The 21,273-nt window shown below is 68.8% G+C and carries 21 protein-coding genes; 14 read left to right on the forward strand and 7 right to left on the reverse strand.

Translation table 11 applies throughout. From position 1 onward, the window contains the following. Nucleotides 1-102 precede the first annotated feature (102 nt). Together R2APBS1_RS17380 and R2APBS1_RS17385 are read left to right on the forward strand one after the other, a co-directional pair. Nucleotides 103-1,047: an alpha/beta fold hydrolase gene (locus R2APBS1_RS17380; RefSeq protein WP_015448920.1), complete on the forward strand. Its 945-nt coding sequence runs from the start codon at nt 103-105 to the stop codon at nt 1,045-1,047. A 139-nt stretch (nt 1,048-1,186) separates the two neighbouring features. Continuing rightward, nucleotides 1,187-1,774 (forward strand): sterol desaturase family protein, encoded by a 588-nt coding sequence (locus R2APBS1_RS17385; protein ID WP_007513705.1) that lies wholly within the window; start codon nt 1,187-1,189, stop codon nt 1,772-1,774. 18 nt (nt 1,775-1,792) lie between these two features. Here the strand turns inward: R2APBS1_RS17385 and R2APBS1_RS17390 are convergent, their stop codons facing one another. The 4 genes from R2APBS1_RS17390 to ttcA all read right to left on the reverse strand — a co-directional run bounded on the left by R2APBS1_RS17390 (nt 1,793) and on the right by ttcA (nt 5,779). Beyond that, nucleotides 1,793-2,563, reverse strand: coding sequence for a M48 family metallopeptidase (locus tag R2APBS1_RS17390; protein ID WP_007513703.1), 771 nt, complete (start codon nt 2,561-2,563; stop codon nt 1,793-1,795). Between the two features lie 114 nt (nt 2,564-2,677). Continuing rightward, the gene (locus R2APBS1_RS17395) at nt 2,678-3,595 is read right to left on the reverse strand and encodes a recombination-associated protein RdgC (protein WP_015448921.1); all 918 of its coding nucleotides are present in this window, start codon (nt 3,593-3,595) and stop codon (nt 2,678-2,680) included. Nucleotides 3,596-3,678: 83 nt separating this feature from the next. Beyond that, nucleotides 3,679-4,881, reverse strand: coding sequence for an amino acid aminotransferase (locus R2APBS1_RS17400; protein ID WP_015448922.1), 1,203 nt, complete (start codon nt 4,879-4,881; stop codon nt 3,679-3,681). A 40-nt stretch (nt 4,882-4,921) separates the two neighbouring features. Further along, on the reverse strand, nt 4,922-5,779 hold the full coding sequence (gene ttcA / locus R2APBS1_RS17405; RefSeq protein WP_015448923.1) for a tRNA 2-thiocytidine(32) synthetase TtcA: 858 nt from the start codon (nt 5,777-5,779) through the stop codon (nt 4,922-4,924). A 108-nt stretch (nt 5,780-5,887) separates the two neighbouring features. Here ttcA and R2APBS1_RS17410 point away from each other — a divergent pair, with 108 nt between their 5' ends. Continuing rightward, on the forward strand, nt 5,888-6,094 hold the full coding sequence (locus R2APBS1_RS17410; RefSeq protein ID WP_007513695.1) for a YdcH family protein: 207 nt from the start codon (nt 5,888-5,890) through the stop codon (nt 6,092-6,094). Nucleotides 6,095-6,113: 19 nt separating this feature from the next. Continuing rightward, a complete protein-coding gene (locus tag R2APBS1_RS17415) occupies nt 6,114-6,713 on the forward strand; it encodes a GNAT family N-acetyltransferase (protein WP_007513693.1) in 600 nt (199 codons plus the stop codon). 61 nt (nt 6,714-6,774) lie between these two features. Here R2APBS1_RS17415 and pssA read toward each other — a convergent pair whose 3' ends face one another. From pssA to R2APBS1_RS17430, 3 genes are all read right to left on the reverse strand, one after another. Further along, nucleotides 6,775-8,166 carry a CDP-diacylglycerol--serine O-phosphatidyltransferase gene (gene pssA / locus R2APBS1_RS17420; RefSeq protein ID WP_015448924.1) on the reverse strand — a complete coding sequence of 464 codons (1,392 nt, stop codon included), beginning with the start codon at nt 8,164-8,166 and terminating at the stop codon, nt 6,775-6,777. A gap of 107 nt (nt 8,167-8,273) precedes the next feature. After that, the gene (locus R2APBS1_RS17425; RefSeq protein ID WP_015448925.1) at nt 8,274-8,672 is read right to left on the reverse strand and encodes a DUF4156 domain-containing protein; all 399 of its coding nucleotides are present in this window, start codon (nt 8,670-8,672) and stop codon (nt 8,274-8,276) included. 141 nt (nt 8,673-8,813) lie between these two features. After that, the gene (locus R2APBS1_RS17430) at nt 8,814-11,669 is read right to left on the reverse strand and encodes a M16 family metallopeptidase (protein ID WP_015448926.1); all 2,856 of its coding nucleotides are present in this window, start codon (nt 11,667-11,669) and stop codon (nt 8,814-8,816) included. A 263-nt stretch (nt 11,670-11,932) separates the two neighbouring features. Between R2APBS1_RS17430 and R2APBS1_RS17435 the strand changes: the two genes are divergently transcribed. The 10 genes from R2APBS1_RS17435 to R2APBS1_RS17480 all read left to right on the forward strand — a co-directional run bounded on the left by R2APBS1_RS17435 (nt 11,933) and on the right by R2APBS1_RS17480 (nt 21,148). Further along, complete coding sequence (locus tag R2APBS1_RS17435) at nt 11,933-12,136, forward strand: hypothetical protein (RefSeq protein ID WP_015448927.1); 204 nt, start codon at nt 11,933-11,935, stop codon at nt 12,134-12,136. A 41-nt stretch (nt 12,137-12,177) separates the two neighbouring features. Continuing rightward, complete coding sequence (locus R2APBS1_RS17440; RefSeq protein WP_015448928.1) at nt 12,178-12,648, forward strand: tRNA (cytidine(34)-2'-O)-methyltransferase; 471 nt, start codon at nt 12,178-12,180, stop codon at nt 12,646-12,648. Nucleotides 12,649-12,675: 27 nt separating this feature from the next. Continuing rightward, nucleotides 12,676-13,326: a ubiquinone biosynthesis accessory factor UbiJ gene (locus R2APBS1_RS17445; RefSeq protein WP_007513680.1), complete on the forward strand. Its 651-nt coding sequence runs from the start codon at nt 12,676-12,678 to the stop codon at nt 13,324-13,326. Next, on the forward strand, nt 13,323-14,972 hold the full coding sequence (gene ubiB / locus R2APBS1_RS17450) for a ubiquinone biosynthesis regulatory protein kinase UbiB (protein ID WP_015448929.1): 1,650 nt from the start codon (nt 13,323-13,325) through the stop codon (nt 14,970-14,972). Before R2APBS1_RS17445 ends, ubiB begins: the two co-directional genes overlap by 4 nt. A 102-nt stretch (nt 14,973-15,074) precedes the next feature. After that, a complete protein-coding gene (locus R2APBS1_RS17455; RefSeq protein WP_015448930.1) occupies nt 15,075-15,788 on the forward strand; it encodes a pseudouridine synthase in 714 nt (237 codons plus the stop codon). Nucleotides 15,789-15,885: 97 nt separating this feature from the next. Further along, entirely contained in the window at nt 15,886-16,308 is a 423-nt protein-coding gene (gene arfB, locus R2APBS1_RS17460) for an alternative ribosome rescue aminoacyl-tRNA hydrolase ArfB (protein ID WP_007513673.1), read from the forward strand. Further along, nucleotides 16,305-16,901, forward strand: coding sequence for a 1-acyl-sn-glycerol-3-phosphate acyltransferase (locus R2APBS1_RS17465; RefSeq protein ID WP_015448931.1), 597 nt, complete (start codon nt 16,305-16,307; stop codon nt 16,899-16,901). The genes arfB and R2APBS1_RS17465 overlap by 4 nt, the downstream gene beginning before the upstream one ends. Before the next feature lie 398 nt (nt 16,902-17,299). Then, nucleotides 17,300-18,316: an NAD-dependent epimerase/dehydratase family protein gene (locus tag R2APBS1_RS17470; RefSeq protein WP_007513670.1), complete on the forward strand. Its 1,017-nt coding sequence runs from the start codon at nt 17,300-17,302 to the stop codon at nt 18,314-18,316. Continuing rightward, complete coding sequence (locus tag R2APBS1_RS17475) at nt 18,282-19,673, forward strand: glycosyltransferase family 2 protein (protein ID WP_015448932.1); 1,392 nt, start codon at nt 18,282-18,284, stop codon at nt 19,671-19,673. Before R2APBS1_RS17470 ends, R2APBS1_RS17475 begins: the two co-directional genes overlap by 35 nt. A gap of 77 nt (nt 19,674-19,750) precedes the next feature. Further along, complete coding sequence (locus R2APBS1_RS17480; RefSeq protein ID WP_007513666.1) at nt 19,751-21,148, forward strand: PgaA family protein; 1,398 nt, start codon at nt 19,751-19,753, stop codon at nt 21,146-21,148. Nucleotides 21,149-21,273 lie beyond the last annotated feature (125 nt).

The raw sequence follows: 21,273 nt of genomic DNA on the forward strand, positions 1-21,273 counted from the left end.
CAACCCTCCCCTGCGATGCAGGGGAGGGAGCCCAACCTGCCACATTCCAAGAAAACCACCATGCCGCCATCAACGAACACCACCGCCCCGCTCTGGAAACGCATGCTGCGGCGCCGGCTGAAATTCCTGGCGTGGCTGGCGGCGCTGCTGGCGCTCGTGCTGGGCGGGAGCTACCTGTTCGCGCCGCAATGGCTGCTGCAGGCGAACGTCGCCCGCGAGGCGATGGCGGCACATCTGGAGGATCACTCGGTGCGGGCCGGCGACACGCACTGGGTCTACTACGAAGGCGGCCAGGGGCCGACCATCGTGCTGCTGCACGGCTTCGACGCCGACAAGAGCGTATGGCTGGAGACGGCGAAGCTGCTCACGCCGCACTTCCACCTGATCATCCCCGACCTGCCCGGCTGGGGCGACTCCTCGCGGGTGCCTGGCGCCAGCTACAACATCGACGCCCAGGCCGGACGCCTCGACGCCTTCGTGCGAACCCTGGGCCTGCAGCGCTTCCTGCTGGTCGGCCACTCGATGGGCGGCGCGATCGCCGGCGTGTACGCCAGCGAGCATCCCGAGCGCATGTCCGCGCTGGCACTGCTCGACGCGTTCGGCCTGAAGGGCAAGGAGAACGCGTTCGACCGCGACGCGCTGGCCGGCAGGAACCCGTTCGTGTTCGACGACCACGCCGGTTTCGAACGCGCCACCGCACTGGCGTACGAGCAGCCGCTCGACCTGCCCGGCCGCTTCGTCGACGTGTTCATCCAGCGCAACCAGCGCGACCGCGCCTTCATCGAGCGCAGCTTCGACGAATTGCGCGAGCCCGGACAATACCTTTCCGTGCAGAACCGGCTGGGCCAGCTGACCATGCCGGTGCTCGGCCTGTGGTGCCACGACGACAAGATCGTGGACATCTCCGCGCTGGACAGCCTGCGCAACGGCCTGACCGCCGCCAGCGCGATCAGCACCAGCACCATCAACGGCTGCAACCACATGCCGATGGAGGAAAAGCCCGAGCAGACCGCGCAGATCCTCACCGGCTTCGCGCTGTCGCATTGAACAGCGCTGGCGCCGGATGCTGAACGGCGCGCCGCCGCCATCCCGCGGCATTGTGAAATGCGTGTGACACCGTGGGACAATGCCGCGGTGACGTTGCGGTCTGGCGTAACCATGCGAAGACAGGACGGTGCAGCAAGTGATGAAGCGAAGTCCGTGGCGCATCTTCGTGGACGCGGTGATGCGGATGTCCGCCACCCCCGCCAACTACTGGGCCGAACTCGGCGTGGACAGCGCGCTGTGCCTGCTGTTGCTGGTGCTGGGCTGGCGCAGGCATGCGGACGGCCCGCTGACCGCACTGCTGGCGCTCGGCCTGGGCCTGTTCGCCTTCAGCTTCATCGAGTACTTCTTCCACCGCTGGTTGTTCCACACGCGCATCCCGCTGTTCACGCAGGGCCACGACCTGCACCACGCGCGGCCACTGGGCTACGACTCGCTGCCGTTCTTCCTGCCGCCGGCGGTGCTGCTGGCGCTGGCCGGCGTGTTCGTGCTGCTGCTGCCGACCGGTTTCGCCCTGCTGCTGGCCAGCGCGATCACCTTCGGCTACATCGTCTACGGCCTGAGCCACTTCATCATCCACCACGTGCGCTTCCACCAGCCGCTGCTGCGGCGCTGGGCCGGCGCCCACCACGTGCACCACTACCACCCGGACAGCAATTTCGGCGTCACCACGCCGCTGTGGGACGTGCTGCTGGGGACGAAGTACGTGCGCCAGCCCAGGAACCACTGAGCCGGGCCGCACGCGGCATCAATCGGCCACGTCGTCGACCAGTCGGTCGAGTTCGGCCTTCAGGATCGCGCCGTGCTGGCGCAGCCAGTCGCGCTGTTCACGCCAGTCCGGAAACAGGTTCTCGACCTGCGCCCAGAACCGCGGCGAGTGATTGCGTACCTTCAGATGGCACAGCTCGTGGGCCAGCACGTAGCGCAGCGCCGACGGCGGCGCCAGCGCCAGCGCGAGGTCGAGGTTGATGCGGTCGCGGGTGTCCAGGCTGCCCCACAGGCTCTTCATCGGCCGGATCCTGAGCGAGGTCGGCGCCAACCCCAGCTGCGGCACGTAGCCGGCCAGCCAGCGCGAGACGTCGCGGCGGATCAGCGTTTCCAGGTGCGAGGCGAGCAGGCCGCGGGCGATCGGCAGCGCGCGGGTGTGCGGGCGCGGAATCACCAGGGTCAACCCGGTCGCATGCGGCTCGATCTTCGGATAGGCACCCTCGACCCAGTCCAGTTCCGCCAATTCGCCGCGCAGCGGGAAGCTGCACGGATAGCCCACGCGCAGCGGCGGCAACGGCTTCACGATCAGGTTCAGTTCGTCGAGCTTCTGCTCCAGCCAGTCGGCGTGGCTGCGCAGGAACGCGCTGACCTGGGCCGGGTGGGTGCCGAGTGGATAGGTCACCCGCGCGCCCTGCGGTGTCACCGTGAGGCGCAGCCGGCGGGCACGCGGATGGGCGGTCTTCAGCACCCGGATGATGCTGCCGCCCACCGTTGCCAGTTCCAGCCAGTCGCCTTCCAGATGCTGCGCCATGATCCTGCCTGCTGCTTGCCCGGGCCCGTGCTGATCAAGAGGGAATCGGCCGCCCGCAAGCGACCGGACGCCCAGTATGGCGCGCCGGACGTCCCGGCGATATGGCTTTTTCGTTCAGCTATCGGCCGGGCGCGGCAGGCCGAACCATTCCTCCAGCTTGCCCAGCAGCCGCTCCAGTTCCAGCGTCAGCAGGGCAAAACCGGCGTCCAGCTCGGCGCGGGCGTCCTCGTGGCTGTCGCCCAACTCGTCCATCACCACGTCGAGGAACTTCAGCTTGCGCACGATCAGGTCCTCGCCCAGCACGAAACTGATCCGCTCATCGAAGGTGAGACCCAGCATGAACACCTGCTTGCCGTTGCGCAGGTGCTCCTTGACTTCCTCGGCGTCCAGGTCCTGCCGACGGCAGCGGGCGATCGCGCCGGTGGCGGTGGCCGGGTCGCGCAGCTCGCACTCGTCGCCCAAGGTCAGGCCAGCCGGCAGGTTGCCGGTGGCCAGCCAGTCGGTCATCAGTACGCGCGGGCCTTCCTCCGGCGCCAGCGGCACCGCCGGGAAGCTGCCCAGCGCCTCGCGGATCTGGGTCAGCGCGTTCTCGGCCGACTTGCGGCTGGAGGTGTCCAGCACCAGCCAGCCATGCTTCTTGTCGGCGTAGACGGACATCCGCGAGTTGCGCACGAAGGCACGCGGCAGCAGTTCGGTGAGCAGGTCTTCCTTGATCCGCTTGCGCTCGCGGCCGCCGACCTTGCGGCCTTCTTCCTCGGCGATCTTCTGCACCTTGCGCTGCAGTTCGTCGTTGATCACCGCGGCCGGCAGCAGCTTGTCCTCGCCGCCCACGGTCAGCAGGGTGCACTGCTTCACCGTGTGCGTGAGCGGCTCGCCTTCGCCGCGCCCGACCGGCGGCACGAAACCCTTGGTGAACATCTCCAGCGGCCCGCACGGGCGCAGCCGGTGCTCGGCCAGCGCCTCGTCGAGGCGGTCGAGATCGGTGGCGACGGCAGGAGAAAAACGGAACAGCGTGAGGTTGCGAAAGAACATTCGGTATCCGGATCAGTGTCGCCACGAAGGCGCAAGGAGGTTCGTCGCCATTCCAGCGCAAGCCGGGATGACGACAGGGAATTTCAGCGGGTGACGGCTGCGACTGCCGCGGCCACGGTGTCGAGATTGGCGTGGTTCAGCGCGGCCACGCAGATGCGCCCGCTGTCCAGCGCATAGATCGCGTACTCGTCGCGCAGCCGGTGCACCTGCGCCTTGCTCAGGCCGGAATAGGAGAACATGCCGGCCTGGCGGTTGATGAAGCCGAAATCCGGCGCGCCGAGCGCGGCCAGCTTTTCGACGAAGCCGGCGCGCATCGCGTGGATGCGCCCGCGCATGCCGCCCAGCTCTTCTTCCCAGCGCGCGCGCAGCTCGCTGCTGCCGAGCACGCCGGCGACCAGCGCGGCGCCGTGCGTGGACGGGCTGGAATAGATCGTGCGGATGACCTGCTTGATCTTCGACTGCAGCCGCTCGGCCTCGCCGCGGTCGGCGCCGACCATCGACAGCGCACCGACGCGCTCGCCGTACAGCGAGAACGACTTGGAGTACGAGTTGGCGACCACGAACGCCTCGATGCCGGACGCCGCCAGCAGGCGCACCGCGGTGGCGTCCTGTTCGGTGTCCTGGTCGAAGCCCTGGTAAGCCATGTCGACGAACGGCAGCAGCCGGCGCTCCTTGAGCAGGCCGATCACCTGCTGCCACTGCGCCGCATCCAGGTCGACGCCGGTCGGGTTGTGGCAGCACGCGTGCAGCAGTACCACCGTGCCGGGCTCCAGCTTGCCCAGGTCCTCCAGCATGCCGGCGAGATCCAGGCCGTGGCTGGCCGCGCTGTAGTAGCGGTATTCCAGCAGCTCGAAGCCGGCGGTGCGGAACACCACGTGATGGTTGCCCCAGCTCGGGTTGCTGATCGCGACCTTCGCCCCCGCGCCGGCCACCTGCTTCAGCAGGTCGGCCGCCACGCGCAGCGCGGCACTGCCGCCGATGGTCTGCGCGGTGGCCACGCGGCCGGCCGCCAACAGCGGCGATTCCGCGCCGAACACCAGTTGCTGGGTCAGCCGGTTGTACGCGGCCAGGCCGTCGATCGGCAGGTAGCCGCGCGGCTTCGCCGCCGCGGCCAGCGCCTGCTCCACCTCGTGCACGCTCGGCAGCAGCGGGATGCGGCCCTGCTCGTCGACGTAGATGCCCACACCCAGGTTGATCTTGCCCGGGCGCGGATCGGCCACGTAGGTCTCGGTGAGGCCCAGGATCGGATCGCCAGGGGCCATTTCAAGGGATGCAAAGAAGGACACGGCGGTTACTCGACAGACAGTGGAAGGGTGGGCGGAACGTTCAAGCTTGCAGGTTCGCGGTCTCATCCGCCGCGTCGGCAGGCCAGACCGCGGCGGATGACGCGCCCAGCGCGAAATCGAACAGCGTACGGTCCGCCAGATGCGAGGGTGACACATGCGCCAGCGCACGAAAGACGTTCTCGCTGCGCCCGGGCTGCTGCTGTTCCCAGCCGGCCAGCATGCGCCGCACCGCCTGGCGCTGCAGATTGTCCTGCGAACCGCACAGGTTGCACGGGATGATCGGGAACTGCCGCTGCGCCGCGTACTCGGCGATATCGCTCTCGCGGCAATACGCCAGCGGGCGGATCACCACGTGGCGGCCGTCGTCCGAGCGCAGCTTCGGCGGCATCGCCTTCAGCTGCGCCTGGTAGAACAGGTTGAGGAAGAACGTGGCGAGGATGTCGTCGCGATGATGGCCGAGCGCGATCTTGCTGATGCCGTTCGCCGCCGCCCAGGTGTACAGCGCGCCGCGGCGCAGCCGCGAACACAGGCTGCACAGGGTCTTGCCGGCGGGGATCACCCGCGTCACCGCGCTGTAGGTGTCCTGCTCGATGATGTGGAACGGCACGCCGCGCGACTTCAGGTAGGCCGGCAATACGTGCGCCGGAAAACCCGGCTGCTTCTGGTCCAGGTTCACCGCGACCAGCGCGAAGCGCACCGGCGCCTTCGCCTGCAGTTGCAGCAGCAGATCCAGCAGGGTGTGGGAATCCTTGCCGCCGGACAGGCACACCATCACCTTGTCACCATCCTCGATCATGCCGAAATCGCCGATCGCCTGCCCGACCTGGCGACGCAGGCGCCGGGCCAGCTTGCCGGCCTCGGCGGCCGATGGGCGGGTAATCTCGAGCGGGACGGACATGACGGCCAGGCGGACGAAGAAGAACCCCCATTGTAGCCGGCTGCGCACGCCGCTACCGCTGCGCAAACGGCGTTAAACTAATGAAGTCGCCCCCAGCAGTCGCTTGCCATGCAGGTTCAGGATCACGCCGAGATCGTCCATCTCCTGGCCGAGTTGCGGATGGAGCATCGCGACCTCGATGCGGCGATCGATCAGCTCGCGTCCGCCATCGGCCGCGACGAGCTGCAGCTGACCCGGCTGAAGAAACGCAAACTGCTGCTGAAGGACAACATCGCGCGACTCGAGAGCAAGCTGATCCCCGACCTCGACGCCTGACCATCACGCCGGACTCTCCATGAACCCGTTCGCCCCGATCCGCCTGCACGACGAGCATGTCGTGCTGGAACCGCTGAGCCTGGACCACGCGCCGGCCCTGGAAGCCGCCGCCGCCGACGGCGAGCTGTGGAACCTCACGGTCACCAGCGTGCCGCCGCCGGGACAGGCGCGCGGCTACGTCGAAAAAGCGCTGCAGGGCCAGGCCGACGGACTGATGCTGCCGTTCGCCGTGCGCGAGGCCGGCAGCGGCGAGGTCGTCGGCAGCACCCGCTACTACGAGATCGACGCCGCGCTGCCGCGCCTGGCGATCGGCTACACCTGGTACGCCAGGCGCTGGCAGAAGACCCACCTCAACACCGCCTGCAAGCGACTGCTGCTGGAGCACGCGTTCGAGGCGCTGGACTGCGTGGCGGTGGCCTTCCACGCCGACGAGGGCAACGAGGCATCGCTGCGCGCGATCGAGCGCCTCGGCGCGCAGCGCGAAGGTGTGCTGCGCGCGCACAAGCGCCGCACCGACGGCAGCCTGCGCAACACCGTCTGCTTCAGCATCCTCGCCGATGAATGGCCGCACGTGGCGAACTGGCTGGGCATGCGGCTGGACCGCCTCGCCGTGCGGTAAGGCGGGCAGCGCCCACCGCTGTCGCCACGGCATCCCGAAAAACCGGCGGGCCGTGCCCGCCCTACAGCAGGCGGTTGACCAGCCGGTCCAGCCGCACGCGGTTCACCCGGCGCAGCAGCCGGCGCACTTCGGCCGGGTAGCGCCGCGGGTTTTCCAGCGCGCGGTCGTCGCTCAGCCGTACGGCATGCCGGCGCAGGGCCGCCCACTCCGCCGCGTGCTTCGCCTGCAGCAGGTGCGCCGGGTCGCGCAGGACCAGGCCGTTCTCCAGGTCCAGCGACCACGCGCGCGGGTTGAGGTTGTTGCCGGTTAGCACCGCCACGTCGTCGTCGACGAACAGGCCCTTCAGGTGGTAGCTGTTGTCGCCGTCACGCCACAGGTACAAGTTGAGTTGGCCGCTGTCGATGTGCCGGCGATGCGCCCGCGCGAAGCGGCGCAGGTTGTTCTCGTACAGGTAGGGCAGCAGGCCGATGGTCTTGAACGGCTGCCCCGGCGGGATGTAGAAATCGTTCGCGGTCTTGTCGCCGACCATGATGTCGATGCGGCAGCCGTGCCGCAGCAGCTGGCCCAGCACGGCGCGCACCGGTCGCGGCAGGTTGAAGTACGGCGTGAGCAGCAGCACCCGCTCGCGCGCGCCGCGCAGCAGCTCCAGCAGCGCCTCGTTCAGCGCGTTGTCGCTGCGACCGAAGCCCAGCAGCGGCGTCACCGCGACCTCGCCGCCGGTCAGCGTCGCCGGCGGCACCTCGTAACTCGCCCGCTGCAGCTGCTGGCGGAATTCGCGGATCGCCGGCTGCAGTGATTTCGTGGACGGCACTCCGGCCAGATCCAGCCGCCGCACGGCATCGCTGCCGACGAAGTGGCGCTGCACGAACCCGGCCATCGCATCGGCCAGGCCGGCATGCTGCAGCAGGTGATAGCGGTCGAGCCGGTAGCGCCCGTGCCGCACCAGGTAGACGTCGTTGAGGCTGGCGCCGCTGTACAGCACGGCGTCGTCGATCACGAAACCCTTCAGGTGCAGCACGCCGAACAGCTCGCGGTTCTGCACCGGCACGCCGTAGAGGTCGACGCCCGGACCGAACCGCGCGGCGAGCTCGCGGTACATGCCCGCATTGCCTTCGCTCTTCTGCTTGCCGATCAGGCCGCGTTGCGCGCGATGCCAGTCGACGAACACGGATATCCGCAACCCCGGCGCGCGCAGCTTCGCCGCATGCAGCGCGCCGAGCACTTCGCGGCCGCCGTCGTCGTCCTGCAGGTACAGCGCCACGATCACGATGCGCCGGCTGGCCTGCGCGATCAGGCGCAGCAGCGTCTGCCGGAACGCGGCCGGATCGGGCAGCACGGCGATGGCCGCGGCCGGCACCGCGAAGAACGGCAGCTCGGCGCGCGCGCGCGGTTTGCGCCGGAACGGCAGCATGCGGCGCGCGAGCCGGCCGGGTGCGTTGATCAACTGGTTCATGGCGGCATCGGCAGGCAACAGCACGCATCATCGCAAACCACGCCCGGCACGCCTACCGCCACGGCCTGCACGCGGCGGCTGGCGCCCCTGGCTTCGCTGCGGCGCGCTCAGTGACCCTTGATCGGGAACGTCTGCGCATTGCCTGGCGCCGAACCGGCCGGCGCGGCCGAGCGCGCCGGCGGCACTGTGTTCGCGCCGCACTGGTAGGCGCCCCACGGCTGCGAGCCGTCGGCCGGTTCGGCCAGCGGCTTGATGGTGTCGGCGTGCATCTTGGCGGCCTCGTTGCGAGCGAGCACTTCCAGCTCGTCGCGCACCTTGATGTCGTTGCGGTCGACCGGGCCGACGCGGTTCATCACCGAGACGGTGACCTTGCCCAGCTCGCGGCAGGAAGAGACATCGCCGCTCCAGGCCGTGCGCACATTCTTGGCGGCATCGTCGAGCGTGATGCCCCAGCTGCAGGCGCCGAGCAGGAGGACGGGAACGAGCAACAGCAGGGTCTTGCGCATGGGTGGCTCCGCGACGGTGGCTTGGACATGAAGGAGGCCGGGCGTTGCCGGCGCGGCCTCCATCCTAGCGCGGGGACGGTGGCGCGTCCCCAACCGATCCACAACGCGCGGCGCCGGCGCATGCCGCCGCCACGCCCGAGCTCACTGCACCGGCTTGCCGTCGGCGTCGAGCACCTGCACCTCGCCGAGTTTCAGCGCACGGATCGGCGCCTCGATCTTCTTGAGGTCGCCCACGATCACCCAGGTCAGCTGGTCCGGATGGATGATCTCCTTCGCCGCCGCCTCCACCGAAGCATCCGTCTGCGCCTCGATGCGCGACTTCAGGGTCTGCACGTAGTCGTCCGGCCGGTGGTACAGCGCGATGCCCTGCAGCGCGCCCATCACCGCCGAGGTGGTCTGGTAGCCGCCGGGCATGCTGCGCACGTCGCCGACCTTGATCTTGTCGATCTCCTGCGCGGTCAGCGGCTTGTCGCCGATCACGCCCTTGGCCTCCTTCAGCATCTCGGCCACCGACGGCGCGGTCTTGTCGGTCTGCACCGGTGCGTACAGCATGAACGGGCGCTGGCCCTGCGCGTTCTGCAGGAAGCTGAAGGCGCCGTAGGCCCAGTGCTTGTCCTCGCGCAGGTTCATGTTGAGGCGCGAGGTGAAGGTGCCGCCGAACGCACCGTTCATGGTCCGGATCTCCAGATCGTTCGGCGCCTCGGTGGACGGCGCCAGGCTGCCGGCGAGGATCAGGCTCTGCTGCGCGCCGGGGCGGTCGACCAGGTACACGCGCACCTGCGCCGGCGGCGCGACCTTGCCGATGTTCTTTGCCGGCACCTTGCCGGCCGGCGCCTTCCAGTGGCCGAATGCCGCGTTCAACTGCGGGATGATCTTGTCCAGCGTGGTGTCGCCGGCGACCAGGATCTGCATGTTGTCCGGGCGGATGAAATCGCCGATGAACGCGCGCATGTCGGCGGCGCTCAGCGACCTGATCGACGCTTCGGTGCCGGTGCCGGTGAACGGGATCGCGTAGGCATGGCCCTTGCCGTACAGCAGCGGCGGCAGGGTGCGCAGCGCGATGCCGGTCGGCTGGCTCTTTTCCTGCGCGATGCCGGCCAGCCACTGGCCGCGCAGGCGGCTGATGTCGGCCGCGCGGAACGCCGGGTTGCGCACGATGTCGGCGAACAGGTCGAGCGACGGCTTCAGCTGGTCGTCCAGCGCATTCAGCGTGGCGTTGCAGTAGTCCAGTCCGCAGCCGCTGGCGATGATCGCGCCGAGACGCTGCTTGCGTTTGGCGATCTCGACCGAATCCAGGCTCTTGCTGCCCTCGTCCAGCATCGACATGGTGAAGCTGGAGGTGCCCAGCTTGCGGCCCTGGTCCGCTGCATAGCCGGCGTCGAACAGCAATTGCATCTGCACTGCCGGTACCGTGTGGCGCTCGGCCAGGATCACCTCCACGCCGTTGTCCAGCTTGCCGCGCTGCAGGGCGGGGAAGCTGAGGTCCGGGAAGCTGCCGACCTCGGGCACGCCCTTGCTGCGGTCGACATCGCTCGCCACCGTGCGGTAGTCGCCCTTCGCCGACAGCAGCGGCGCCGGCGCGCCGCTGGCCGCGGCGCGGCCAGCCACAGTGGCCATGTCGGTGTCCTCGACCTTGCCCGGCACCACGGTCAGCGTGTAGTCGCCCCTGGCGACCCACCGGTTCGCTACCGCAGCGACGTCGACCGGCGTGGCCGCCATGAATTCCCTGAAGTCCTTCAGGTAGGCGCCCGGATCGTCGCGGTACAGCTGGCCCTGGGCCAGGATCGAGGCCTGCGTATTGACCTTCTCCAGCCCGCGCACGAACGAGGCGCGGGTTTCCGTCTTGACCCGCGCCAGCTCGTCGGCGGTCGGGCCGTCCTTCAGGAATTTCCGCCATTCGTCGGCGATCGCGACCTCGACTTTGGCCGGGTCGGCGCCCTTCTTCACGTCCACCTGCAGGTTGAACAGGCTGGCCAGCACGTGCTGCTCCACCTCGACCGAGACGTCGTCGGCCAGCTTGTCCCGGTAGACCAGCCGCTGGTACAGCCGCGAGGTCTTGCTGCCGCCCAGCACGGCGGCGGCCAGTTCCAGCAGGTTCTCGTCGGTGGTGCCGCGACCCGGCACGTTCCATTCGCGATAGATGCGGGTCTGCGCCACGTTGTCAGTCATCGTGCCGCGCGTGGACTTGTCCCGCGCCGCGACCCACGGCTGCGGCCGCGGCACCTGCGGACCGGCGGCGATGTCGCCGAAGTACTTCAGCATCTTTTCCTTCGCCAGCGCCGGCGTGATGTCGCCGGACAGCACCACCACCGTGTTGGCGGCGCCGTAGTAATCCTTGAACCACTGCTTCACGTCGCCCAGCGAGGCGGCGTTCAAGTCCGCCATCGAGCCGATGGTGTCGTGGTGGTACGGATGGTTGGCCGGGAACGCCTCGGCCTGGATCAGCTCGCTGGCGCGGCCGTACGGCTGGTTCTCGCCCTGGCGCTTCTCGTTCTGCACCACGCCGCGCTGCTCGTCGAGCTGCGGCTGGCCGATCGCGCCGAGCAGGTGGCCCATGCGATCCGATTCCATCCACAGCGCCATGTCCAGCGCGCTGGTCGGCACCGTCTCGAAGTAGTTGGTGCGGTCGAGCCAGGTGGTGCCGTTCTGGTCGGTGGCGCCGGCCAGTTCGAACGGCTTGAAGAACTCGTCCTTGTGGTTCTCCGAGCCCTGGAACATCAGGTGCTCGAACAGGTGCGCGAAGCCGGTCTTGCCCTTCGGCTCATACGACGACCCCACGTGATACCACACGCTCACCGCCACCACCGGTGCCTTGTGATCCTCGTGCACCACCACGGTCAGCCCGTTGGGCAGGGTGAAGCGGGTATAGGCGAGTTCGGGGATCTGTTGCGTTGCCGCGGCAGTGACGGCAGCAGCGGGAGCGGCCAGCACCAGCGGCACGCCGCCGGTGAAGGTCAGCAGGCCGGCGATGAGCAGGGCGAGGGGCTTCTTTCTCACGGGTGAACCTCCTGTTTCACGGATAAGTCCACGCAGGCTAGCGACGCCCCACCGGCATCGCAAATGACTTGTGGCAGGGGCGCCGGCCACCTGTCCGGCTGTCCGGCGGCGACCGCGGGGCTGTCCGCGGACAATCCTTCGCTCATGCAGTCCACCCAGTTAATCCATAGCGTTCAATTACTTGGAGATAATCGGGCGCTTGGCATGGGGATTGCTGAAGTGGGAGGGCAGGAACTTCCCTTCATTCATCGGAGCCATGACCCATGAAATTCGAGACCTTGATGTTGCGCGGCCTGTTCATTGCCTGCCTGGCGGTCTGCGGCCTGATCCTCGGCGCCATGGTGACCACCACGCCAGCCTCGGTGCAGCTTGCCGCCCACGGCAGCGTCGGCGCCATCCTGCTGGCCGCGCCAACCAGCTGCGCATTGCCACCGGACGGCGTGGTCTGCCCGCAGCTCGGCGGCTGAGCGCTCGACGCGGGCCGGCACGGACACGCGATAATGGTCGAATGCTGCATGTCATCCTGTTCCGTCCCGAGATCCCGCCGAACACCGGCAACGTGATTCGCCTGTGCGCGAACACCGGCGCCGCGCTGCACCTGGTCCGGCCGCTCGGCTTCCAGCTCGACGATGCCCGGCTGCGCCGCGCCGGGCTGGACTACCACGAGTACGCCAGCGTCGCGGTGCACGACGAGCTGGCGCGCTGCCTCGACGCGATCGGCGCACCGCGGGTGTTCGCCTTCAGCACCCGCGGCCGGGTCGCCCATGTCGACGCCCGCTTCGCCGACGGCGACGCGCTGCTGTTCGGCTGCGAGACCGCCGGCCTGCCGTCCGACGTGCTCGACGCGGTTCCCCCGCCGCAACGCCTGCGCCTGCCGATGTGCCCGGACAGCCGCAGCCTGAACCTGTCGAACACGGTCGCCGTGGCCGTCTACGAAGCCTGGCGCCAGCTGGGTTTCCCCGGCGCCGCGAGCGTCTGAGCCCGGCCGGCGGGCTACAATCGCCGGATGAACGCCGCCACTCCCAACTCCTGGTTGCCGCAGCCGCTGCGCAAGCTCGCCGGTCGCGCGCTGGAAACCGCGCTGAACCACACCTTGTCGCTGGACCCGGACACGCAACAGCGGCTCGCCGCGTTGAACGGCCGCCGCGTGCAGTTGCACCTGCGCGGGCCGGAAATAGCGTTGGCTGTCACGGTGGAAGAAGCACGCCTGAAAGTCGGGCCGCCGCAAGACGACAGCCAGCTGAAGGTGGCCGCCACACCGGGCAGCCTGCTGGCGATGCTGCTGCGCCGCGACGACGACGGCATCGCACCGGGCAAGGTGGAGATTGCCGGCGACGCCGAGCTGGCGCGCCGGCTGGAAAAACTGGCCGGCAAGTTCGCCCCGGATTTCGAGGAGGCGTTCGCGCGCAGCTTCGGCGACGTGCTCGGCGTGCCGCTGGCGCAAGCCGTACGCAAGGGCCTCGCGCACGCCCGCGACAGCGCCAGCCACCTCACCGAGGACACCGCCGACTGGCTGCGCGACGAGGCGCGCGTGGCGTTGGCGCCAGGCGAGGTCGAAGGGTTCCTCGATGGTGTGGACGAGGTGCGCGAACGCAGCGAGCGGCTCGAAGCGCGCGTGCAGCGACTGCTGCAGCGCCTGCAGGGCAGCGCCGCGTGACGCCGCTGAAGGTGGTGCCGCGCCTGCTGCGGGTCGCCGCGGTACTGCTGGCGTACCGGCTCGACGAACTGGTCGACGCCACCCACCTGTACCGTCCGCTCAAGCTGCTGCGCCCGCTGGTGGCGCGCCCGCGCATCGACATCCGCGGCCTGCCGCGCGGTACGCGCCTGCGCCATGCGCTGACCGAACTGGGGCCGATCTTCGTCAAGGCCGGCCAGGTGCTGTCGACCCGCCGCGACCTGGTGCCGGCCGACATCGCCGACGAGCTCGCCCTGCTGCAGGATCAGGTCGCGCCGTTCCCGGGCAGCGAAGCACGGACCATCGTCGAAGGCGAACTGAAAGCGCCGATTGGCCGTCTATACGCCCAATTCGACGAAACCCCGCTGGCCTCCGCCTCGATCGCCCAGGTGCACGCCGCCACCCTGCACGACGGCCGCGAGGTGGTGGTGAAGGTGCTGCGTCCCGGCATCGACGCGCAGATCGCCCGCGACGTGAAGCTACTGCGCTCGCTCGGCGAACTGGCGCAACGCTGGCATCCGAACGCCGACAAGATCCGCCCGCTGGACGTCGTGGCCGAAGTCGAGAAGATGCTGGAAAACGAGCTGGACCTGCAGCGCGAAGGCGCCAGCGCCAGCCTGCTCAAGCGCAACTTCTCCAGCGGTACGGACCTGTACGTGCCCGAGGTGCACTGGGAACTGACCTGCGCGCGCGTGCTTACGCTGGAGCGCGTGTACGGCATCAGCAGCGACGACATCGCCGCGATCGACGCCGCCGGGCTCGACCGCAAGGTGCTCGCCGCCAAGGGCGTGCGGGTGTTCTACGAGCAGGTGTTCCGCGACAACTTCTTCCACGCCGACGCCCACCCCGGCAACATCTGGGTCGACCCCACGCGCACCGGCGAGCCGCGCTTCATCGCGCTGGACTTCGGCATCATGGGCTCGTTGCCGGAGGCCGACCAGTACTGGCTGGCACAGAACTTCATCGCGCTGTTCGAGCGCGACTACGCGCGCATCGCGCAACTGCATGTGGCCGCCGGCTGGATGCCCGCCGACGTGCGCCTGGACGAGCTGGAAGCCGCCGTGCGCACCGTGTGCGAGCCGTACTTCACCCGCCCGCTGGCACAGATCTCGCTGGCCGAGCTGGTGGTGAAGCTGTTCCAGACCGCGCGCCGCTTCCAGCTGACCCTGCAGCCACAGCTGATCCTGCTGCAGAAGACCCTGCTCAACATCGAGGGCGTGGGCCGCATGCTCGATCCGGAGATCGACATCTGGGCGGTCGCGCACCCGGTGCTGAGGCGCATCCTGCGCCAACGCTACAGCCCGCTGCGTACCTTGCGCGCCATGGGCAAGCGGCTGCCCGAGTGGCTGCACCACGCGCCGGAGTTTCCCGACCTGGTGCGCGATGCACTGCGCCAGGTCGCGCGCGGCGAACAGCGCGAGCAGGCCGATCCGCGGGGCTTGAAACTGGCGCAGGACAACGCCCGTCGTCAGCATCGGGTGCTGGCCTGCAGCCTGCTCGGCAGCGCGCTGCTGGTTGCTGCCGCGCTGCTGTGGACGCTGGCCCCGCAGCGTGGCATCTGGCCGCCGCTGGGCGCCGGTATCGCCGGTTTCCTCTCCTTCGCCAGCGGCTGGCCACGCTCGCGCTGACCGCGTAGGAACCTGCTCGCGGGCGGTGCTTTTCACGAGCCCCCAGGAGCATCGCCCGCGAGCGGGTTCCTACGAAGAACAAGAGCGCAGAAGCTCGGACGCATGATCGACATCCTCTACCAGGACGACGCGCTGATCGCGGTGAACAAGCCCGCGAACCTGGCCGTGCATCGCTCGACGTTCGTGGGCTCGGCCGACGCGTTCCTGATCGACCTGCTGCGCGAACAGGTGGGCGGCGACGTGTACCTGGCGCATCGGCTCGACCGCGCGACCAGTGGCGTGCTGCTGGTCGCGCGCAGCAAGGAAGTCGCCGCGGCGCTGGGCGAGCAGTTCATGAATCGCACGGTGCACAAGCAGTATCTCGTCGTGGTGCGCGGTTGGCCCGAGCCGGCCGAGGACGTGATCGACTATCCCCTGCCCGGCTCGCGCGAGACCGGTCCGCGCCGCGAGGCGCGCACGCGCTGCCGGCGGCTGGCCACGATCGAGGTGCCGATTGCGCTGGGCCGCTATCCGCAACAGCGCTACGCCCTGCTGCTGGCCGAACCGGAAAGCGGCCGCTTCCGCCAGATCCGCAAGCACCTGGCGCATATCCACCATCCGGTGATCGGCGACTGTCAGCACGGCCGCGGCGACCACAACCGGCTGTACAAGCAGCATTTCGGCTGCCACCGCATGCTGCTGCATGCGTGGCGCATCCGCTTCGCGCACCCGCTGACCGGCATGGCGATGGAGATCGAGGCACCGCTGGACGATGCATTCGCGGGGCTGCTCGATCGCTTCGGCTGGGCATTGCCAGGCGGGGGCGAAGAGGATTGAGAAGTGAGAGAAAGCAGGGGCCGGATGCACGGCCGTTTTTCTCTCACTTCTCACTCCTCGCTTCACCTACTCACTTCTTGCCCTCTACACTTCCCGTATGCTGACCATCAGCCGCACCCTGTCTCTGCCCGAGTCCGAACTGGTCGAGCGTTTCCTGCGCGCGGACGGCCCCGGCGGGCAGCACGTGAACCGCACCGAGAGCGCGGTGGAGCTGCGTTTCGACGTGGCCGGCTCGCCGTCGCTGCCGGACGAAGTGCGCGCGCGGCTGCTGGCGCGGCGCGACCGCCGGCTCACCGCCGAGGGCATGCTGGTGATCCAGGCACGCCGCTTCCGCGACCAGGGACGCAACCGCGACGACGCGCGCGAGCGGCTGGTCGAGATCATCCGCGGCGTGCTGACGCCGCCGAAGAAACGCGTTGCCACCAAGCCGACCCGCGCCTCGAAGGAGCGCCGCCTGGCCGGCAAGCAGCAGCGCGGCAGGATCAAGCAAACGCGCTCGCACAAACCGGACTTCGAATGAGGGGGCGCCTGTTCACGCCCGCCCAGCTCCCGGCACGGATGCCCCGCCTGCGCGACGGCTGGCAACGTCGCAGCTGCCGCGCGGTGCTGCGCATGGCCGGCTGGAGTCTGGTCGGCGAGTTCCCCGATGCGCCGAAACTGGTGCTGATCGCCGCGCCGCATTCGTCCTGGTGGGACGGCGTGTGGGGGCTGCTGGTCAAGGTGGCGATCGGTGCCGACGTGCACTTCATGGGCAAGCAGGAGCTGTTCTTCTGGCCGCTGGGCGGCCTGCTGCGCCGGCTCGGCGGCATGCCGATCGACCGCGGCGCCGCCAGGGGCGTGGTCGAGCAGATGATCGACCAGTTCCGCCAGCGCGAGAAACTCTGGCTGGGCATCGCGCCGGAGGGTACGCGCAAGCCAGTGCAGCGCTGGAAGAGCGGTTTCTGGCGCATCGCCCGCGACGCCGGCGTACCGATCTTCCCGGTCGCGTTCCACTACCCCGACAAGGTCATCCGGCTCGGTCCGCTGTTCGACACCAGCGCCGACATGGAGGCTGACCTGGCCCGTCTGCGCGCGTTCTACGCGCCGTACCGGGGCAAGCGCCGCGACGTCTGAGCCCCTTCCGGGGTGACCCGGATGCCAGGACCATCCGCCCAAACCCGCCGCCCGCCGGCAACTCGCCAAACCGTGAGCGAACGGCTCGCCGCCCCCGCCAGGCTTTGGCCAGGCGCCGCGCCATGCACCGCGTCGCCGCACGACGACCGGGCCGGCTCCGTGGCAACTGGCGAGATGCGCCAGCGACGCTCCTTGTCCTTTCCTGACCCGACCGGACCATCCCCGACTCCCTGCCCGTGCGGCGGCAAGGTACCGTGCCGGGTGGAAACCCGCTGTCGGCATGGATTCCCCGGCGTGGCACGGTGCGTGCTTGCCAAAGTGCTATGGAAATGTGATACAGATCACATTATGAACAACGGCACCGTAGTAAGCGCCGGCATTTACTAGGGGAATCCAACATGCACGTGTTGATCACGGGCGGGGCCGGTTTTATCGGCTCCCATCTGGTAGCGCTGCACCTCGCGCGCGGGCACAAGGTCCATGTAGTGGACGACTTGTCGACCGGCCTGCGCGCGAACCTGGCACCTTTCGAGGAGTCGCCGAACTTCCGCTTCGACGAGGCGGACATGCTCACCTGGCCGCTGCTGCAGCAGGCCGCCGCCTGGGCAGACCGCATCTATCACCTCGCCGCCGTGGTCGGCGTGTACCGCGTGATCGCCGAGCCGACGCGCGTGCTGGCCACCAACATCGCCGCCTGCGAACGGTTGTTCCGCACCATTGCCGCCAGCGGCTGGCTGCCGCAGGTAGTGGTCGCCTCCAGTTCCGAGGTCTACGGCCACCACCACGAGGAGCGGCTGGGCGAGGAGATGGATCTCAGCGTGTCCACCCGCGTCGGTACGCGCTGGAACTATTCGGTCAGCAAGATCGCCGACGAGGCGCTGGCCCTGTCCTACGCGCAGAAATTCGGCATCCCGGTGGTGGTGGCGCGCTTCTTCAATACCATCGGGCCGCGCCAGACCGGCCGCTACGGCATGGTCGTGCCGCGCTTCGTGGAGCAGGCGGTACGCGGCGAACCGATCACGGTGTACGGCACCGGCGAGCAGACCCGCTCGTTCTGCGACGTGCGCGACAACGTGGCCGCGCTCGACCTGCTCGCCTCGCGCGGGAGCGGCGACGCGCTGGTGGCGAACGTCGGCAACGATCGCGAGATCAGCATGAACGCGCTGGCCGAACTGATCCGCGAACGCGCCGACAGCGATTCGCCGATCACCCATGTGCCGTACCTGAAGGCCTACGGCGAGGATTTCGAGGACATCCAGCGGCGTCGGCCGGAGCTGACCCGGCTGCGCACGCTGACCGGGTTCCGGCACCGCTACACGCTGGAAGACACGCTCGACGAGCTCATCCAAGAACGGCGCATCGCCTCAGCAGAGACCACACATGGCCACCGCACCCTGGTTTGTCATCAGTCCTAACGCGTTGCTCAGCGTGGTCGGATTGCTGCGCGGACCGGACCGGACCGTGCCGACGCCCGCGCAGGACTGGCGCGCCGCCACGGTGGACGTGGTGATCCCCGCCTACCGCGAGGCGGAGAACATTGCCCATTGCCTGGTCTCGGTGGCGCGGCAGACGCACCAGCCGCGCAACATCATCGTCGTCGACGACGGCAGCAACGACGGCACCGCCAGCCGCGCCGAGCAGACCGCGCAGCGGCTGGGCCTGAAGGTCACGGTGATCCGGCGGCAGGCGTCGATCGGCAAGACGCCCACGCTCAAGCGCCAGGCGCGCGAGTTCGACGCCGACGTCGAGTTCATCCTCGACGGCGACACCTTCCTGGAATCGCCCGACTACATCGCCCGCTGCGTCGAGGAGCTGTACAAGGGCGTCGGCATCGCCTCGGTCTGCGGCCGCGTGCTGCCGATGCGCCTGTCCGACCGTCGCCGCATGGCAGAAACCCCGGAATACGCCGCGGTGCTCGGCGGCAAGCCATACGTCGACCCCAAGTCCAGCCGCACCCGCCTGCAGCTGATGTGGTGGGGCCTGACCAACATCTACCGCGATTGCCTGTACCGCTACCTGCAGGGCTTCGTGTTCCACGGCCAGATGGTGTTTTTCGGCGGCATCACCAACCCGGTGGGCTGCGCGGTGGCCTACCGCCGCGAATACATCAAGGACCTGTTCGACCGCTACGAGCCCCATTTCGGCGACAACCTCACCAATTCCGAGGACATCTTCATCGGCTTCGCGCTGATCAACCAAGGCTACCGCAACGCCCAGCTGACCGACGTCACCGCCCGTTCCGAGGAACCGCTGGCCACGCATCTGCCCAGGCAGATCGCGTTGTGGTCGTCTTCGTTCCTGCAAAGCTGCTACTACTTCGACGCGCTGGTGCGCAGCCCGTTCAAGGCCTTCGCGCGGCTGCGCCGCCGCTGGCACGAGCGGCACGGCGAACACGGCGAGCACATCCGCGAGATGCGCAAGGTCGCCGAGCCCTATCGGCAGGCATTCGGCGAGGAGGTCACCCGGCGCTACGGCCGCCCGCTGGGCTGGATCATCTTCATGTCGGCGATCGAGAAGGTCGGCTTTCCCACCGCGCTGATCGTGATGCCGCTGCTGCGCATGTGGGAACCGCTGCTGATCACGGTGCTGGCCGAATCGCTGCTGTCGCTGATGGTGCTGGTGGTGATCTCCAAGGGCGAGCGCTGGAAGGCCTTCGGCAAGAGCCTGCTGGTGACGCCGCTGCGCTATGCGCTGATCCTCACCGAGGTCGTCACGATCGGCCGATTCGCCAGCGACCTCTGGATCACGAGGAACCGGAAATGGCGCAAATGACCCCACGCCGTCGGACATCGGCTCGCGCTTCGGCGCTGGGTCGGGCCAGCCTGCTCGCCTGCGCGCTCGCTTGCGCCATGTCCCTGAAGCCGGCTTTCGCGCAGAACGCCGTCGCCTACCAGCCGGCGCTGAACGCTGCCTGGACCGGGCACACCGGTGAGGCGTTGCGCCTGATCGACGCCTACCTCGCCAAACACCCGGACGACCATGCCGCGCGGCTCGACCGGGCACGTTTCCTCGCCTGGCTCGGCGACTACGCGAAGGCGGACGACGCGCTGGCCGGGTTCGGCGCCGACGACAAGGAGGCCGCCGCGCTGCATGCGCGGGTGCTGGCCTGGGCCGAACGTCGCGATGCCGCGCTGGCGCTCAACACGCCGTTCTACGCAGCCGACCCGGACGACTACGACAACGCCTGGACCCAGGCCCTGATCCTCCGACAAGGCGAATGGCCGCACCAGGCCTTGCCGGCGCTGGCCACCGTGCAGGCGGTCAAGCCGGACGACAAGGACACCATCGCCCTCGCCAAAGCAGTGCGCCTGCCGCTGTTCTCCTCGATCGGCCTGACGCCTTCGTTGTACAGCGATTCGGACGACATCGAAATTCGCGGCATCGCCGCCGATGCCAACCTGTGGCTGTCCGATCGCTGGCGATTGCTGGCCAGCGCCGCGCGACGCGAGCACTCGGCCACCTTCGGCGGGCCGTTCGCGCCGCTGCTCGGCGACAACCACGTCGACGAGGATCGCATCGGCACAGGCCTGCGCTTCGCACCGTCGCCCAACACCGCGCTGGAGCTGTGGCTGGGCCATTCGCGGACCGACAACGGTGCCGGCGGCAACAACAGAACGATCGGCCACCTGCAGATCTCGCAACGCGCCAGCGACACCTTCCTCTATGCACTCACCTTCGACCGCGACCGCATCGACCAATCACCGCGCGCGCTGGCGGTGATGCGCCACGGCCTCGCCGCCGACCTGCGCTGGACGCCGACGCTGCGCGACCGCTTCGATGCGCGCATCGCCGGCGGCGATTTCGACGACGACAACCGCCGCGCCTCGGTGCTGGCCAGCTATACCCGTGCCGTGTACCGCAGTGAGCGAGTGATGTTCGACCTCGGCCTGCAGGCAGAGGGCCAACACAACACCCGCCACACCCGCAACGGCTACTACAGCCCCGACCGCTACCGGCGCTATGCCGTCGCGGCTTCCAGCTACATCTCGCTGGGCCAGGAGGCCGGGCTGTACCTGTCGGCCGCGCTCGGCCAGCAGCGGGACGAGACTTTCGACAACTGGAAGCGCGCCACTGACGTCAATGCCGAGCTGACCGTCGGCATCTTCAGCCGCTGGCAGTTGGTCGGCCGGGCCGGGCACAGCCAGCGCCTGAACCAGTTCGGACGCTACGAGGGCACCACCGTCGGGCTGGGACTGCGCTACCGCTTCTGCGAGTTCCGTGCCGACCGCTGCCCATCGGTGCCTTGAACGACCCGATGGGGCCTGCCATCGCGATGCCGCGGCGCTGTCACCAAGGGTCGCGGCACCGGTTCGCACGGCACCCCCTGCTGCGCAGGCGCCGGCTCAAGCACGCATCCGGCACCGCGTCGGGG

Origin of the sequence: Rhodanobacter denitrificans (assembly GCF_000230695.2) — a bacterium.
In the GTDB taxonomy this organism is placed as follows: domain Bacteria; phylum Pseudomonadota; class Gammaproteobacteria; order Xanthomonadales; family Rhodanobacteraceae; genus Rhodanobacter; species Rhodanobacter denitrificans.

Coding starts and splice junctions, on each gene's coding strand:
- R2APBS1_RS17385 (WP_007513705.1), top strand. CDS start 1,187: ATGAAGCGAAGTCCGTGGCGCATCTTCGTGGACGCGGTGATGCGGATG.
- R2APBS1_RS17410 (WP_007513695.1), top strand. CDS start 5,888: ATGCAGGTTCAGGATCACGCCGAGATCGTCCATCTCCTGGCCGAGTTG.
- R2APBS1_RS17435 (WP_015448927.1), top strand. CDS start 11,933: ATGAAATTCGAGACCTTGATGTTGCGCGGCCTGTTCATTGCCTGCCTG.
- R2APBS1_RS17380 (WP_015448920.1), top strand. CDS start 103: ATGCTGCGGCGCCGGCTGAAATTCCTGGCGTGGCTGGCGGCGCTGCTG.
- R2APBS1_RS17480 (WP_007513666.1), top strand. CDS start 19,751: ATGTCCCTGAAGCCGGCTTTCGCGCAGAACGCCGTCGCCTACCAGCCG.
- R2APBS1_RS17445 (WP_007513680.1), top strand. CDS start 12,676: ATGAACGCCGCCACTCCCAACTCCTGGTTGCCGCAGCCGCTGCGCAAG.
- R2APBS1_RS17425 (WP_015448925.1), bottom strand. CDS start 8,672: ATGCGCAAGACCCTGCTGTTGCTCGTTCCCGTCCTCCTGCTCGGCGCC.
- R2APBS1_RS17415 (WP_007513693.1), top strand. CDS start 6,114: ATGAACCCGTTCGCCCCGATCCGCCTGCACGACGAGCATGTCGTGCTG.
- pssA (WP_015448924.1), bottom strand. CDS start 8,166: ATGAACCAGTTGATCAACGCACCCGGCCGGCTCGCGCGCCGCATGCTG.
- R2APBS1_RS17455 (WP_015448930.1), top strand. CDS start 15,075: ATGATCGACATCCTCTACCAGGACGACGCGCTGATCGCGGTGAACAAG.
- R2APBS1_RS17470 (WP_007513670.1), top strand. CDS start 17,300: ATGCACGTGTTGATCACGGGCGGGGCCGGTTTTATCGGCTCCCATCTG.
- R2APBS1_RS17440 (WP_015448928.1), top strand. CDS start 12,178: ATGCTGCATGTCATCCTGTTCCGTCCCGAGATCCCGCCGAACACCGGC.
- arfB (WP_007513673.1), top strand. CDS start 15,886: ATGCTGACCATCAGCCGCACCCTGTCTCTGCCCGAGTCCGAACTGGTC.
- R2APBS1_RS17475 (WP_015448932.1), top strand. CDS start 18,282: ATGGCCACCGCACCCTGGTTTGTCATCAGTCCTAACGCGTTGCTCAGC.
- ttcA (WP_015448923.1), bottom strand. CDS start 5,779: ATGTCCGTCCCGCTCGAGATTACCCGCCCATCGGCCGCCGAGGCCGGC.
- R2APBS1_RS17395 (WP_015448921.1), bottom strand. CDS start 3,595: ATGTTCTTTCGCAACCTCACGCTGTTCCGTTTTTCTCCTGCCGTCGCC.
- R2APBS1_RS17390 (WP_007513703.1), bottom strand. CDS start 2,563: ATGGCGCAGCATCTGGAAGGCGACTGGCTGGAACTGGCAACGGTGGGC.
- R2APBS1_RS17465 (WP_015448931.1), top strand. CDS start 16,305: ATGAGGGGGCGCCTGTTCACGCCCGCCCAGCTCCCGGCACGGATGCCC.